The organism is Microbacterium sp. JZ37 (assembly GCF_035188445.1).
GTDB classification, from domain to species: domain Bacteria; phylum Actinomycetota; class Actinomycetes; order Actinomycetales; family Microbacteriaceae; genus Microbacterium; species Microbacterium barkeri.
Genome location: NZ_CP045253.1, coordinates 785,317 through 799,713, shown reverse-complemented (window position 1 = coordinate 799,713; position 14,397 = coordinate 785,317). Strand labels below are relative to the sequence as shown.

The window sequence follows — 14,397 nt, the reverse complement described above, 5'->3', positions numbered from 1 at the left end:
ACAACGCAGGAACTTCGCGCGCGCAGCCGCCGACGAGGCGCGGGTTCTCGGGGGCCGCTGCTTGCCGCCCCGCAGAAACTCCTGCGCTCTGTCCCGGGCGACGAGCGCGCCCGGCCCGGGCCCCTACACGACGCGGTACTTGAAGCCGACGTGCGAGGCGACGAATCCGAGGCGCTCGTAGAAGCGGTGCGCCGCGACGCGCGCGGAGTCCGAGGTCAGCTGCACGAGTGCGCAGCCGAGCGCCGGCGCCGCGTCGTCGACAACCCACCGCATCATCGCCGAGCCGACGCCCGATGAGCGCAGGTAGGAGCGCACGCGAACGGCCTCGACGAGCAGCCGGGTCGCGCCGCGACGGGCCATTCCCGGGATGCGGGTGAGCTGGAGCGTCCCGATGAGCGCGCCATCGGCGGCCTCCGCGACGAGCAGCGCGTTCGCGGGGTCGGCCTGGATGGCCGCGAGCGCGGCGGCGTAGGCGGGGCGGTCCTCCTCGGAGGCGACATCGCCGCGCGCGGCGCTCACCTCGTCGTCCGCGAGCAGCGCCATGAGCGCGTCGAGATCCTCCTCGCGGGCCGCGCGCAGCGTCACCTCCCCAGGCGGGACTCGAGGACGACGGGCAGCAGCGCGAGGTCGGCGATCACGGATCCAGTGTCGCATCGGCGTCGCCCTGTCCAGCCCGTGACGGATGTCCGTGCGCGGTGCGAGGATGGCGGCATGCCCGAGATGCCGGAGGTGGAGGGGCTCGTGCGCTATCTGCGCGAGCGCACGTCAGGGCGCGCTGTCGTCAAGGCCCAGGTGGCCGCGATCGCGGCGCTCAAGACCTACGATCCTCCGATCGACGCGATCGTCGGCGCCCGCGTGCGCGACGCGCAGCGCCACGGCAAGTTCGTCGACCTCGAGCTCGAGGGCGGTCTCCACCTCGTCTTCCACCTCGCGAAGGCCGGATGGCTGCGCTGGCACGAGTCGCTGCCGGCGACCGTGATCAAGCCGGGCCGCTCGCCGATCGCCCTGCGGATCGGGTTCGACGACGGCTCGGGCTTCGACCTCACCGAGGCCGGCACGAAGAAGTCGCTCGCGGTGTACGTCGTCCGGGCGATCGGCGACGTGCCCGGCATCGCGCGCCTCGGCCCCGATCCGCTGGGCGACGGCTTCGACCGCGACGCTCTCGCCGGGCTGCTGCGCGGGCGCCGCACGCAGATCAAGGGGCTCCTGCGAGACCAGTCCGTGATCGCGGGCATCGGGAACGCCTACTCCGACGAGATCCTGCATGCCGCGCGGATGTCGCCCTACGCGCTCGCGGCGAACCTCGACGACGCCGAGGTCGACCGCCTCTACGACGCGCTCCGCGCGACCCTCGCCGAGGCCGTCGCGACGGCCTCGGGCAAGCCGCCGGCCGATCTCAAGGACGCGAAGCGGCGCGGGATGGCCGTGCACGCGCGATCGGGCGAGGCCTGCCCGGTCTGCGGAGACACCATCCGCAGCGTCTTCTTCGCCGACACCGACTTCCAGTACTGCCCGACGTGCCAGACGGGCGGCAAGGTCCTCGCCGACCGCCGGCTGTCGCGCCTGCTGAAATAGGGCGACGCATACGCCGCCGGGAATAACGGCGCACGCTCGCGGTTGATTATGCTGAGTGCACAGAACGTGCTCCGGGGTCGGTGAGAATCCGAACCGGCGGTGACAGTCCGCGAACCCCCGTCCTGATGGCGGGGGCCGATCCGGTGGGATTCCGGAACCGACGGTGATGCAGGCGCAGCCTGCGAGTCCGGATGAGAGGCAGCACGTGACGTCGCCCGTCGAGGGCGCCGTTCGCGAACCCCGGGGTGCCTGCAGGAGGTTCGGATGGCGTTCAGCGACGCGGAGCGGCGGGCGATGGCCCGCGCGCTCGAGCTCGCGCGCCGCGGGCCGCGCAGCCGGAACCCGCAGGTCGGCGCGGTCATCCTCTCCCCCGACGGCGATGTGATCGCCGAGGGCTGGCACCATGGGGCCGGGACCGCGCATGCCGAGGTCGACGCGCTCTCGCACCTCGCCCCGGGCGCGGCCCGCGGCGCGACGGCGGTCGTGACGCTCGAGCCGTGCAACCACACCGGCCGCACGGGCCCCTGCTCGGAGGCCCTCATCGCCGCGGGCGTCGCGCGCGTCGTGTACGCACTGGACGACCCGGGCGATGTCGAGAGCGGAGGCGGCGATCGCCTCCGCGCTGCGGGCGTGAGCGTCGAGAGCGGCCTCATGGCGCCCGAGGCCCATGCGCTTCTCGACTCGTGGCTGACGGCGCGACGGCTCGGCCGCCCCCACGTCACGATCAAGTGGGCTCAGAGCCTCGACGGCCGCGCGGCCGCGGCCGACGGCACGAGCCAGTGGATCACGGGAGCCGAGGCGCGAGCGGATGTCCATGTCCGGCGGGCGCAGGCCGATGCGATCGTCGTCGGGTCGGGCACCTTGCTCGCCGACGACCCTGCTCTCACGGCCCGCGACGGCGACGCCCTGCACCCCGCGCAGCCCGTCCCCGTCGTGATCGGCACCGCCGACATCCCCGACGGAGCGGCCATCCGCCGCCATCCGCATGAGGCGATCCACTACCGCACGCGCGATCTGCGCGCCGTTCTCGACGACCTCCACGAGCGCGGGCTCCACCGCGTGTTCGTCGAGGGCGGGCCGACGCTCGCGAGCGCGTTCCTCGCTGCGGGACTCGCCGACCGCGTCCTCGTCTATCTCGCGCCGACCCTCCTCGGCGGTCCGCGGCTCGCGCTCGGCGAGATCGGCGTCCCCACCATCTCCCGGCAGCGGCGCCTCGCCGTCGAGCAGGTCGACCGCCTCGGCTCCGACCTCCTCGTCGTGGCCCGCCCGGCCCCCGAAGCCCCCGAAGGAGGCATCTGACATGTTCACCGGCATCATCGAGGAGATCGGCCGCATCACGGCGATCGAGCCCTCCGGCGACGGCGTGCGCCTCACGCTCCACGCCCCGCGCGTGATCGAGGACGTGCACCACGGCGACTCGATCGCGGTGAGCGGCGTGTGCCTCACGGTCGTGGACTGGACGGACGAGGGCTTCACGGCAGACGTCATGAAGCAGACGCTCGACATGTCGACGCTCGACGCGGCGCGGACGGGCACCCCCGTCAACCTCGAGCGGGCGACGGCCTCGGGCGGCCGGCTCGGCGGCCACATCGTGCAGGGGCACATCGACGGCACGGGAACCGTCGTCGACGTCCGGCCCGGCGAGCAGTGGCGCGTCGTGCGCATCGCGCTCCCCGCCGAGCTCGCGCCCCTCGTCGTCGACAAGGGCTCGATCGCGGTCGACGGCGTCTCGCTCACCGTGAGCGCCGTCAGCCCCGCCCATGAGCCGACGCCGTGGTTCGAGGTGTCGCTCATCCCCGAGACGCTCGAGGCGACGACCCTCGGCGAGCGCCGCATCGGCGACGCCGTCAACCTCGAGACCGACATCCTCGCGCGCCACGTGCAGCGGCTGCTGTCCTTCGGCGCGCAGCAGGCGACCCCCGCGCCCGTCCGCGCGGCCGTCGCGACCGCCCAGCGCGAGGCCGGGACGGGTCACGAGTCGTCCTTCGCGACGTACGACGTTCCGCCCGCCGACTTCGTCATCCTCCGCTCCACCCCCGAAGGAGGCTCGCGATGAGCCTTGCCAGCCAGCTGTCGACCATCCCCGAGGCGCTCGAGGCGCTCCGGGCGGGCCGCCCCGTCCTCGTGGCCGACGACGAGAACCGCGAGAACGAGGGCGACGTCATCCTCTCGGCGCAGCTCGCGACACCCGAGTGGATCGCCTGGACCGTGCGGTACTCCTCGGGCTTCCTGTGCGCCCCCATGCCCCAGGACTGGGCCGACCGCCTCGACCTCGCGCCCATGGTGGCCGTGAACGAGGACGCGCGGTCGACCGCGTACACGGTGAGCGTCGACGCGGCCGAGGGCGTCACCACGGGCATCAGCGCGCACGATCGCGCCCGCACGGTCAACGTTCTCGCCGACCCCGAGTCGACGCCGACGAGCATCATCCGCCCCGGCCACATTCTGCCCCTGCGCGCCGTGCCCGGCGGCGTCCGCGAGCGCTCGGGCCACACCGAGGCCGCGGTCGACCTCATGCGCCTCGCGGGCCTCGCACCCGTCGGCGTGATCGGCGAGGTCGTGGCGGAGGACGGCGACATGATGCGCCTCCCCGGTCTCATCGAGCTCGGACAGCGCGAGGGGCTCCCTGTCGTCACGATCGAGCAGCTCATCGCCTACCTCGAGGAGAACGACCCGTCGGCGGAGCCCGTCACGCCGTTCCGCCGCCAGGTGAGCCTGCGCGCGGACTCCACCGTCCCGACCTCGCACGGCGTCTTCCGCTTCCTCGCATACAAGGACCGGATCACGGGCACCGACCACCTCGCGGTCGTCAAGGGCGACCTCACCGACGACGCGCCGCTCGTGCGCGTGCACTCGGAGTGCCTCACGGGCGAGGCGTTCGGCTCGCTCAAGTGCGAGTGCGGCCCCCAGCTCGACGCCGCGCTCGACGCGATCGAGCAGGACGGCGGCGTGGTCATCTACATGCGCGGGCACGAAGGGCGCGGCATCGGCCTCATCAACAAGCTGCGCGCCTACGCGCTGCAGGAGCGCGGCCTCGACACCGTCGACGCCAACACGGCGCTCGGACTCCCCGCCGACGCGCGCGACTACGCGGCGGCCGCGGGCATCCTCGCCGATCTCGGCGTCGAGCGCATCCGCCTCCTCACGAACAACACCGACAAGGTCAGCCAGCTGCGCGCCCTCGGGCTCGAGGTCGTCGAGCAGGTGCCGCTGATCGTCGGCGTCGGACCCAACAACCACCAGTACCTCGAGACGAAGCGCGACCGGATGGGTCACGTGATCGGCGAGGAGGCGCTCGCCGCGGCGGTCGCCCAGATGCACGAAGGAGCAGAGAAGTGAGCGGCAAGGGAGCACCCGAGAAGGGCGGCATCGCGGCGGATGGCCTGCGCGTGACGATCGTCGCGGGCACGTGGCACGACGAGATCACCGACGGGCTCATCGCAGGGGCGCAGCGCACCCTCGACGCGGCGGGCGCCGAGTCGACGCTCGTGCGCGTGGCGGGCTCGTTCGAGCTCCCGGTCGTCGCGAAGGCGGCGCTCGAGGCGGGCGCGGACGCGGTCGTCGCGCTCGGCGTCATCATCCGCGGAGGAACGCCCCACTTCGACTTCGTCTCGAACGCCGCGACGGATGGCCTCACGCGCGTCGCGCTCGACACCGGCAAGCCGGTCGGCTTCGGCGTGCTCACCCTGGACGATGAGCAGCAGGGCCTCGACCGCGCGGGCCTGCCCGGCTCGAAGGAGGACAAGGGCGCAGAGGCGGCCGACGCGGCGCTGCGCACGGCGCTCACGCTGCGCACGCTCCGCGGCTGAGGGCGACCTTCCTTCTACATATCGTAGAAAACCCGTAGGGTGTGCTCATGGAGATCCTGCGCAGCATCGTCATCGTCATCCACCTCGTCGGCTTCGCGACGCTCTTCGGCTCGTGGCTCGTCGAGGTCGCGAACCGGCGGACGCACGTCACGCGGCTCATGCACTGGGGGCTCGCGATCGCCGGTCTCGCGGGTCTCGCTCTGGCCGCCCCGTGGGGCGTGGACGGCGACCTGAACTACGCCAAGATCGGCGTCAAGCTCGTCGTGCTCCTCGTGATCGGCGCGCTCCTCGGCATCCTCTCCGCACGGCAGAAGCGCGGCGCGCAGACGCCGCCCGCGCTGTTCTGGATGGTCGGCATCCTCACGCTCGCGAACGCGACGATCGCGGTCATCTGGTGACCGCATCCGAGCCATCGGGCCGCTGAGCATTCCGCCCACCGGCTCCGGCACGCACGACGGCCCCTCTGCGCACCTTTCGCGCGAGGGGCCGTCGCGGTCTCCGTATTGCTGAGGGCGCGTAGACTTGACGATCGCGTCCGCGCGTCGAGACGGCCATCCGGCTGGCGACGACGCCGACGCCGTCTCCCCGGCGAGCGCCCTCCGCGCCGCCGTCTTCCCTCCGGACAGGCATCTCCATGACATCCACCGCAGCACAGAGCCCCGACGCCCCCGCCGCCACCACGCCCGCGAACACGCGCGGCCGCGTCATCACCGCGAGCCTCGTCGGCACGACGATCGAGTTCTACGACTTCTACGCCTACGCGACGGCGGCCGTCCTCGTCTTCCCTGCTCTCTTCTTCCCGACGGGCAACGAGACCACGGCGCTGCTCGCGTCGTTCGCGACCTTCGGCGCCGCGATGCTCGCGCGCCCGGTCGGGGCGATCGTCTTCGGCCACTTCGGCGACCGGTTCGGACGCAAGGCGACCCTCGTCGCATCGCTGCTCACGATGGGCATCGCGACCTTCCTCATCGGCCTGCTGCCGACGTACCAGCTCATCGGCGCGTGGGCAGCGCTCCTCCTGCTCATCCTGCGGCTCGCGCAGGGCTTCGCGCTGGGCGGCGAGTGGTCGGGCGCCGCGCTCGTGGCGACCGAGAACGCGCCCGCCGGCAAGCGCGCCCTCTACGGGACGTTCCCCCAGCTCGGCGCGCCGATCGGCTTCATCATCGCGAACACCCTCTTCCTCGTGATCAACTTCGCCCTGCCCGGCGAGGGCGGCCTCGCATCGGAGGCGTTCCTCGCGTGGGGCTGGCGCATCCCGTTCCTCTTCTCCGCGGTCATGGTGATCATCGGCCTTTGGGTCCGCCTCAAGCTCGTCGAGTCGGACTCGTTCACGAAGGCGGAGAAGACCGGCGCGATCCAGAAGTTCCCGCTCGGCGCGACCGTCCGCACGCACTGGCGCCCGCTCATCCTGGGCACCTTCTACATGCTCGCGACGTACGTGCTCTTCTACCTCATGACGAGCTTCACGCTCGCGTACGGCACCCGCCCGGTGACCGCCCCCGAGGGCGTCGACCCCGCGACCTTCGTGCCCGGGCTCGGGTTCACGTACGTCGACTTCGTGCTCATGCAGATCATCGGCGTCGTGTTCTTCGGCCTCTGCACGCTGCTCTCGGGACCGCTCGCCGACTCGGTCGGACGCCGCCGCCTCCTCATCTGGGTCACGACCGCGATCATCGTGTTCGGGCTGCTCTTCGTCGTCTTCCTCCTGCCGCAGGGCCAGGAGAAGTTCACAGGCGCGCTCGTGCAGGCGTTCCTCATCTTCGGCTTCCTCCTCATGGGGATGACGTTCGGGCCCATGGGCGCGCTGCTTCCCGAGCTGTTCCCGACCAACGTGCGGTACACCGGCTCGGCCGTGTCGTACAACGTCGCGTCGATCCTCGGCGCCGCCGTGGCGCCCTCGATCGCGCTGGGTCTGTGGGCCCTCGGCGGCGGCAACCCCTGGCTCGTCGGCGTGTACCTCGCCGCGGCCGGCGTGCTCACGCTCGTCGCGCTCCTCATCGGCAAGGAGACGAAGGACGTCGACCTCGACGACGACGCGGCGGTCGCAGCGGCCTCCCGACGCTGAGCCGATGCGCGGGGCGGTTGCCTAGGCTGGCTGAGGTGCGCTCGGCGATCCCCCGCGCACCTCGGAAGGAGACCCCGTGAGCCAGACCGCCCCGCGCGCACGACGCTCGCTCTTCGCGCGACCGCGTGCAGAGGAAGGACCGCGCGCGTCGTTCCGGCAGCTGCTGCCCTTCCTCCTGGAGCACCGCGGCGTGCTCGTCGTCGTCGCGGTGCTGAGCATCGTCGAGGCGGTCGCGACGCTCGTCCAGCCGCTCCTCATCGGGCAGGTGATCGACCGCGTCCAGGCCAGCTCACCTCTCGGGTGGCTGCTGTGGGCTCTCGTCCTCCTCGTCCTCGCCTCGAGCGCCGTGGGCGCGTACCAGCACTACCTCCTGCAGCGCACGGGCACCGCGGTCGTCCACTCGAGCCGGCGCCGCCTCATCGCGCGCATCCTCCACCTCCCGGTGAGCGAGTTCGACGCGCGGCGCACCGGCGACCTCGTCTCGCGCGTCGGCACCGACACGACGCTGCTCTACGCCGTCCTCACCCAGGGCCTCGCCGACAGCGTGGGCAACGCCCTCCTGTTCGTCGGCGCGCTCGTGGCGATGCTCTTCATCGACCCCGTGCTGCTGCTGACGATCGTCGGCGTCATCGGCGTCTCCGGTGCGGCCGTCGGGCTCCTGTCCGGTCGCATCCGCGCCGCATCGGCCGCGCAGCAGGAGCGCGTGGGCGAGCTCTCGAGCGGCGTCGAGCGCGTGATCGGATCCATCCGCACCATCCGCGCGGCGGGAGCGACCGACCGCGAGCAGGAGTCGGTCGGCGCGATGGCGACCGCCGCGTACCACGCCGGCATCCGCGTCGCGAAGGCGTCTGCGCTCGTCGTCCCGGTCGCGGGCATCGCGATGCAGGTCTCACTGCTCGTCGTGCTCGGCGTCGGCGGCATGCGCGTCGCATCGGGAGCGCTCACGATCGCGAGCCTCGTCACGTTCGTGATGTTCCTCTTCCTCCTCATCATGCCCCTCGCCTCGGCGTTCGGGGCCATCGCGAGCGTCGGCCAGGCGCTCGGCGCGCTCGGGCGCATCCAGGAGGTCCTCGACCTCCCCACCGAGGACGCCGACGACCGCGTCCGCGCCGACGCCGCGCCGGCGACCCCGCGCGGCGGCAGGACGGATGCGCGAGAGCAGGACCCCTCCGCGGGAATCCTCCTGCAGCGGGCGGATTCTCCTGCAGCGGATGGCACGGGCGCGACGGCAGCGGATGGCACGGGCGCGACGGCAGCGGATGGCGAGGGCGCGACGGCAGCGGATGGCGCGGCGCCGGCGATCGCCTTCCGCGACGTGCGCTTCGCCTACCCCGCGGCCGCGGTCGCGGCACGCGAGGAGGCGGCGCGCGAGGCGCAGCGGGCGATCGAGCGCGCGCACCTCGAGACGGGGGCGCTCGACGAGGAGGCGGCGCAGGCGCCGAGCGAGGCCGACCGCGAGGTGCTCCGCGGCGTCTCCTTCGAGGTGCCGCACGGCGCGCGCGTGGCGCTCGTCGGCCCATCCGGCGCGGGCAAGTCGACCATCCTCTCGCTCATCGAGCGCTTCTACGACCCGACGGGCGGCGCGGTCCTCCTCGACGGCGTCGACATCCGCGACCTGCCCCGCGCCGAGCTGCGGGCGCACTTCGGATACGTCGAGCAGGACGCGCCGACGCTCGCCGGCACGCTCGCCGACAACCTCCGCCTCGCCTCGCCCGACGCGAGCGACGCCGACTGCGACCGCGTGCTGCGCGCCGTGAACCTCGGCGAGATCGTCGACCGCAGCCCGCTCGGGATCGACACCCCGGTGGGCGAGGACGGCGTCATGCTGTCCGGAGGCGAGCGCCAGCGGCTCGCGATCGCCCGCGCGCTGCTCGCGGCTCCGCCCATCCTGCTCCTCGACGAGTCGACGTCGTCCCTCGACGGCGTCAACGAGCAGAGGATGCGCGAGGCGATCGACGCGGTCGCCGAGGGGCGCACGCTCATCGTGATCGCGCACCGCCTCTCGACCGTCGTCGACAGCGACCGCATCATCGTGCTCGATCGCGGCCGGGTGATCGGCCAGGGCACGCACTCGGAGCTCGTCGCGAGCGTGCCGCTCTACCGCGATCTCGCGAAGCACCAGCTGCTCGTGTGAATCGCCTTCCCCGATGTCGGCGGCCACGGGCAGGATGGGCGGCATGGATCTCCCCGCCCTGCGGCGAGCGCGCCTGCGCCACCACCGGCTCGTCGCTCCCGCGCGCACACCCGTCGACGCCGCCCGCCATCTGACCGCCACCCAGTCCCAGGACTTCTGGGGCGGCCGGCTGGCTCTCGCCGCGCGGACGCGCAGCACAGGGGTGTCGGCCGTCGACCGCGCCTACGACCGCGGGGCAACCGTGCGGGCGTGGACGCAGCGCGGCACGCTGCACACCGTCGCGGCCGAGGACCTCGGCTGGATGCTGTCGGTCACCGCCGCGCGGATGCTGCAGGCCGACGCGAAGCGGCTGCGCGACCTGGGCATCGCCGACGACGACATCGCGCGCGCCGAGAAGCTCGCCGTGGGCGCCCTGCGCGGCGGCGGCCGCCTGACCCGCGCGGAGATCGCCGCGGTCTGGGAGTCGGGCGGCATCTCGACGGCCGGGCAGCGCGGCTACCACCTCATCGTGACGCTCGCGCTCCACGGCGTCCTCGTCTGGGGCCCCGTCGTCCATCGTGACGGGGCCGAGCCCCGCGAGCAGCACCTCGTCCTCGCCGAGGAGTGGATCCGCGAGTCCGCGTCGCCCGCCGACCCGCTCGCCGAGTTCTTCGCGCGCTACATCGCGGGGCACGGACCGGCCACGGCGCGCGACTTCGCCTGGTGGGCCGGGCTCCCGCTCACCACGGCACGCGCGGCCGCTGCCGCTGCGGCGGATCGGGTGAGGGTCGTCGGGGACGCCGACGAGCCGCTCTACGCGTCTCCCGCGCCGCCGCGCACCGCTCCCGACGCCGCGCGGACGTTCGCGCTGCCGACGTTCGAGGAGTTCTACATCGCCTACGCCGACCGCACCGTGACCGCATCCCCCGATGCGCTCGCGGCCGCAGGTCCCGGCGCCAACGGCATGGTGCGGCCCCTCATCGTGCACGACGGCCAGATCGTCGGCGTGTGGAAGCCGCCCGCGATGGCGCAGCGGGCGACGGGCGACGCGCAGATCGAGCTCTTCGCCGATGCTCCGATCGACGCATCCGACGCGCGCACCGCGGTCGACCGGGCCATGGCCATCCTGCGCGCGTGAGCCGAGCATGAAGCGGCCCGCCCCGGATCGGAAGGGGGCGGGCCGCTGGGGTGCGTCACCCGGCGTGCGGTCCGGGTGGACGCGGCGGAAGGCCGTCTGTGCGGATCAGGCCTTCGCGGACTCGAGACGCTCGCGAAGAGCCGCGAGCTGCGCCCGCAGAGCGGTCGGGACGCGGTCGCCGAACGTGTCGTAGAACTCCTCGGTGAGCGCCGCCTCGGCGAGCCACGACGTCGGGTCGACCTCGAAGAGCTCCTCGAGGTCGGCTGCGGGCACATCGATGCCATCGAGGTCGAGGTCGGCGACGACCGGCAGCAGGCCGATGGCGGACGGCACCGCCTCGACCTCACCCTGCAGACGGCGGATGATCCAGTCGATCACGCGCGAGTTCTCGCCGAACCCGGGCCAGAGGAAGCGGCCGTCAGCGCCCTTGCGGAACCAGTTGACCTGGAAGATCCGCGGGAGCTGCTCGGCCCTGCCGCCCATCTCGAGCCAGTGACCGAAGTAGTCGGCCATGTTGTACCCGCAGAAGGGCATCATCGCGAACGGGTCGCGGCGCAGCTCGCCCACGGTGCCCTCGGCCGCCGCGGTGCGCTCCGACGAGATCGTCGACCCGAGGAAGACGCCGTGCTCCCAGTCGAACGCCTCGACGACGAGCGGGACGTTCGTCGCGCGACGGCCCCCGAAGAGGATGGCATCGAGCGGCACCGCCTCCTCCCAGTCGTCCGCGATCGACGGCGCCTGATCGGCGGCCACGGTGAAGCGCGAGTTCGGGTGGGCGGCCGGGCGGCCCGCGTCGGGAGTCCAGTCCTGACCCTGCCAGTCGATGAGGTGCGCGGGCGTGTCGTCCGTGAGGCCCTCCCACCAGACGTCGCCGTCGTCGGTCAGCGCGACGTTCGTGAAGAGCACGTTGCCCCACAGCGTCTCGACCGCGGTGACGTTCGTCGACGCGCCCGTGCCGGGTGCGACCCCGAAGAACCCGGCCTCGGGGTTGATCGCGTGGAACCGGCCGTCGGCGCCGGGGCGGATCCACGTGATGTCGTCGCCGAGGGTCTCGACCCTCCATCCGGGGATGGTGGGGCGCAGCATCGCGAGGTTCGTCTTGCCGCAGGCCGATGGGAACGCCGCGGCGACGTGGTACGCGCGGCCGGCGGGGTCGATGACGCGGATGAGCAGCATGTGCTCGGCCATCCAGCCCTGGTCGCGCCCGAGCACCGAGGCGATCCGGAGCGCGAAGCACTTCTTCGCGAGGATGGCGTTGCCGCCGTAGCCCGAGCCGAACGACCAGACCTCGAGCGTGTCGGGGAAGTGCACGATGTACTTCTCGTCGTTGCACGGCCACGCGACGTCGGCCTCGCCCGGCTCGAGCGGGGCTCCGACGGTGTGCACCGTGCGCACCCAGTCGGCGCCCTCGGCGATGAGGCGCGTGACGTCGTCGCCGACGCGGGTCATGATCTCGATCGACGCGACCGCGTACGGGCTGTCGGTGACCTGCACGCCGATCTGCGAGATCGGACCGCCGACCTTGCCCATCGAGAACGGCACGACGAACATCGTGCGGCCGCGCATGGAGCCGCGGAACAGCGGATTCAGGGTCTCGCGCATCTGCGCGGGGTCGGCCCAGTTGTTCGTGGGGCCGGCGTCCTCCTCGCGCTCCGAGCAGATGTACGTGCGCGACTCGAGGCGCGCGACGTCGCCGGGGTGCGATCGCGCGAGGAACGAGTTCGGGCGCTTCTCGGCGTCGAGCGGGATGAGCGTGCCGGAGGCCACCATGTCGGCGATGAGCGCGGCGTTCTCCTCCGCGGAGCCCGAGACCCAGTGGATGCGATCGGGCTGGGTGAGACGGGCGATCTCGTCGACCCACGCGGCGAGCTCGCGCATGCCGGCGCCGTCGTAGGCGGGCCGTGCGCCGAAGCCGGCGAGGGCGTCCGTCGTGTGAGGGGCGAGGGGTTCGGCGATTGCCATCAGAGCTCCTTGTGGGTGAGACGTGGTCGCTATGCCAGGTTCTCTCGGTTCTGCCGCTCTTTTCGGCCATCCGAAGTCGAAAGAATGAGGGATCTTTAGCTATCATCAAGGAATGCCTCCGATGAGCGACCAGAAGACCGGCCTCGAGCTCAAGACCCTCGGCCACCGCATCCGCCATCACCGCGTGCAGCGGGGGCTGACGCTCGATGAGCTCGGCGCGCTCGTCGGGGTCGCCGGAAGCCAGCTGAGCCTCATCGAGAACGGCAAGCGCGAGCCGAAGCTGTCACTGCTGCAGGCCATCGCCGACGCCGTGGACACGAACGTCACCGACCTCATCTCAGGAGAGCCGCCGAACCGCAGGGCCGCCCTCGAGATCGAGCTCGAGCGGGCGCAGTCGAGCCAGGTGTTCCGCCAGCTCGGCGTCCCGCCGATCAAGGTGACCAAGGGTCTCAGCGACGAGACCATCGAGTCGATCATCGGCCTGCACCGCGAGCTGCAGCGCCGTGAGAACGAGGCGATCGCCACCCCGGAGGAGGCGCGGCGCGCCAACACCGAGCTGCGCCTGCGGCAGCGTGCGGCCAACAACTACCTGCCCGAGATCGAGGAGCTCGCCGAGCGCCAGCTCCGCGCGGCCGGCCACACGTCGGGCGCCCTCAAGCACCGCACGGTGAGCATCATGGCCGAGCAGCTCGGCTTCGAGCTCATCTACGTGAACGACCTGCCCTCGTCGACGCGCTCGATCACCGACCTCGAGAACGGCCGCATCTACCTGCCGCCGGCGTCGATCCCCGGCGGCCACGGTCTCCGCTCAATGGCTCTGCAGGCGATGGCTCACCGGCTGCTCGGGCACGAGCGGCCCACCGACTACGCCGACTTCCTCCAGCAGCGGCTCGAGATCAACTACTACGCCGCGTGCTGCCTCATCCCGCAGACCGCCGCGGTGGCGTTCCTCGAGCAGGCGCGCAAGGACCGCAATCTCGCCGTCGAGGACTTCCGCGACGCGTTCGGCGTGACGCACGAGGCGGCGGGCATGCGGATGACGAACCTGCTCACGACCCACTTCGGCATGCGGCTGCACTTCCTCAGGGTGGGGAGCCAGGGCCAGGTGGAGCGCGTGTACGAGAACGACGGCCTGCCGCTGCCCGAGGATGTGACCGGTGCGATCGAGGGCCAGATCGTGTGCCGCAAGTTCGCGGCGCGCAACGCCTTCGAGCAGCAGAACCGCACGACCGAGCACTACCAGTACACCGACACCCCGGCCGGGACGTTCTGGTGCGCGACGCAGACGGGCTCGCGCAGCTCGGGCGAGTTCTCGATCACCGTCGGCGTCCCGTTCGACGACGCGAAGTGGTGGCGCGGTCGCGAGACGCAGGTCCGGGCGTCGTCGAGCTGCCCCGACGAGTCGTGCTGCCGGCGCCCGCCGAGCGTCGCGGAGTCGCCGTGGCGCGGCAAGGCGTGGCCGAGCGCGCGCGTCCACACGCACATCTTCTCGCCGCTGCCCCGCGGCGCCTTCCCGGGCGTCGACGACCTCGAGGTCTACGAGTTCCTCGACCGCCACAGCGAGCACTGACCTCCCCCGCCCCCCTTCTGCATGTCTCACTCGCCGTGGTTTCGGCGGCCCCTTTCACACCCCGTGTGAGACATGCAGAACCTGGACGGGGTCATCCCGGAGGAGGACCCTGGGATGACCCGGGTTCATCCCCCAGCGGGATGTGCGCGACGCCCCGCCGGGCGG

Annotated in this window: 12 protein-coding genes and 1 riboswitch; of the genes, 10 read left to right on the top strand and 2 right to left on the bottom strand. The window is 72.3% G+C overall.

All coding sequences use genetic code 11. From position 1 onward, the window contains the following. Nucleotides 1-123: 123 nt before the first annotated feature. A complete protein-coding gene (locus GC092_RS03510; protein ID WP_324014117.1) occupies nt 124-585 on the bottom strand; it encodes a GNAT family N-acetyltransferase in 462 nt (153 codons plus the stop codon). Between the two features lie 126 nt (nt 586-711). Between GC092_RS03510 and GC092_RS03505 the strand changes: the two genes are divergently transcribed. From GC092_RS03505 to GC092_RS03465, 9 genes are all read left to right on the top strand, one after another. Beyond that, nucleotides 712-1,575 carry an Fpg/Nei family DNA glycosylase gene (locus GC092_RS03505; protein WP_324014116.1) on the top strand — a complete coding sequence of 288 codons (864 nt, stop codon included), beginning with the start codon at nt 712-714 and terminating at the stop codon, nt 1,573-1,575. 62 nt (nt 1,576-1,637) lie between these two features. Further along, nucleotides 1,638-1,784: riboswitch (FMN riboswitch) on the top strand. A 55-nt stretch (nt 1,785-1,839) separates the two neighbouring features. Then, entirely contained in the window at nt 1,840-2,874 is a 1,035-nt protein-coding gene (gene ribD / locus GC092_RS03500; protein WP_282979434.1) for a bifunctional diaminohydroxyphosphoribosylaminopyrimidine deaminase/5-amino-6-(5-phosphoribosylamino)uracil reductase RibD, read from the top strand. A 1-nt stretch (nt 2,875) separates the two neighbouring features. Next, entirely contained in the window at nt 2,876-3,631 is a 756-nt protein-coding gene (locus GC092_RS03495) for a riboflavin synthase (RefSeq protein WP_282979435.1), read from the top strand. Next, nucleotides 3,628-4,914 carry a GTP cyclohydrolase II gene (gene ribA, locus GC092_RS03490; protein ID WP_271173605.1) on the top strand — a complete coding sequence of 429 codons (1,287 nt, stop codon included), beginning with the start codon at nt 3,628-3,630 and terminating at the stop codon, nt 4,912-4,914. Before GC092_RS03495 ends, ribA begins: the two co-directional genes overlap by 4 nt. Next, nucleotides 4,911-5,384: a 6,7-dimethyl-8-ribityllumazine synthase gene (gene ribH / locus GC092_RS03485; protein ID WP_324014115.1), complete on the top strand. Its 474-nt coding sequence runs from the start codon at nt 4,911-4,913 to the stop codon at nt 5,382-5,384. Before ribA ends, ribH begins: the two co-directional genes overlap by 4 nt. 47 nt (nt 5,385-5,431) lie before the next feature. After that, a complete protein-coding gene (locus GC092_RS03480) occupies nt 5,432-5,782 on the top strand; it encodes a Fe-S protein (protein WP_324014114.1) in 351 nt (116 codons plus the stop codon). 236 nt (nt 5,783-6,018) lie between these two features. Beyond that, on the top strand, nt 6,019-7,449 hold the full coding sequence (locus GC092_RS03475) for an MFS transporter (RefSeq protein ID WP_324014113.1): 1,431 nt from the start codon (nt 6,019-6,021) through the stop codon (nt 7,447-7,449). A 76-nt stretch (nt 7,450-7,525) separates the two neighbouring features. Beyond that, the gene (locus tag GC092_RS03470; protein ID WP_324014112.1) at nt 7,526-9,583 is read left to right on the top strand and encodes an ABC transporter ATP-binding protein; all 2,058 of its coding nucleotides are present in this window, start codon (nt 7,526-7,528) and stop codon (nt 9,581-9,583) included. A gap of 43 nt (nt 9,584-9,626) precedes the next feature. Next, nucleotides 9,627-10,700 carry a winged helix DNA-binding domain-containing protein gene (locus GC092_RS03465; protein WP_324014111.1) on the top strand — a complete coding sequence of 358 codons (1,074 nt, stop codon included), beginning with the start codon at nt 9,627-9,629 and terminating at the stop codon, nt 10,698-10,700. A gap of 105 nt (nt 10,701-10,805) precedes the next feature. Here the strand turns inward: GC092_RS03465 and GC092_RS03460 are convergent, their stop codons facing one another. Beyond that, nucleotides 10,806-12,662 (bottom strand): phosphoenolpyruvate carboxykinase (GTP), encoded by a 1,857-nt coding sequence (locus GC092_RS03460; RefSeq protein ID WP_324014110.1) that lies wholly within the window; start codon nt 12,660-12,662, stop codon nt 10,806-10,808. A gap of 121 nt (nt 12,663-12,783) precedes the next feature. Between GC092_RS03460 and GC092_RS03455 the strand changes: the two genes are divergently transcribed. After that, nucleotides 12,784-14,232 carry a helix-turn-helix domain-containing protein gene (locus GC092_RS03455; RefSeq protein WP_416383290.1) on the top strand — a complete coding sequence of 483 codons (1,449 nt, stop codon included), beginning with the start codon at nt 12,784-12,786 and terminating at the stop codon, nt 14,230-14,232. Nucleotides 14,233-14,397 lie beyond the last annotated feature (165 nt).

Coding starts and splice junctions, on each gene's coding strand:
- GC092_RS03475 (WP_324014113.1), top strand. CDS start 6,019: ATGACATCCACCGCAGCACAGAGCCCCGACGCCCCCGCCGCCACCACG.
- GC092_RS03465 (WP_324014111.1), top strand. CDS start 9,627: ATGGATCTCCCCGCCCTGCGGCGAGCGCGCCTGCGCCACCACCGGCTC.
- GC092_RS03455 (WP_416383290.1), top strand. CDS start 12,784: ATGAGCGACCAGAAGACCGGCCTCGAGCTCAAGACCCTCGGCCACCGC.
- ribD (WP_282979434.1), top strand. CDS start 1,840: ATGGCGTTCAGCGACGCGGAGCGGCGGGCGATGGCCCGCGCGCTCGAG.
- GC092_RS03480 (WP_324014114.1), top strand. CDS start 5,432: ATGGAGATCCTGCGCAGCATCGTCATCGTCATCCACCTCGTCGGCTTC.
- GC092_RS03505 (WP_324014116.1), top strand. CDS start 712: ATGCCCGAGATGCCGGAGGTGGAGGGGCTCGTGCGCTATCTGCGCGAG.
- GC092_RS03460 (WP_324014110.1), bottom strand. CDS start 12,662: ATGGCAATCGCCGAACCCCTCGCCCCTCACACGACGGACGCCCTCGCC.
- ribA (WP_271173605.1), top strand. CDS start 3,628: ATGAGCCTTGCCAGCCAGCTGTCGACCATCCCCGAGGCGCTCGAGGCG.
- GC092_RS03495 (WP_282979435.1), top strand. CDS start 2,876: ATGTTCACCGGCATCATCGAGGAGATCGGCCGCATCACGGCGATCGAG.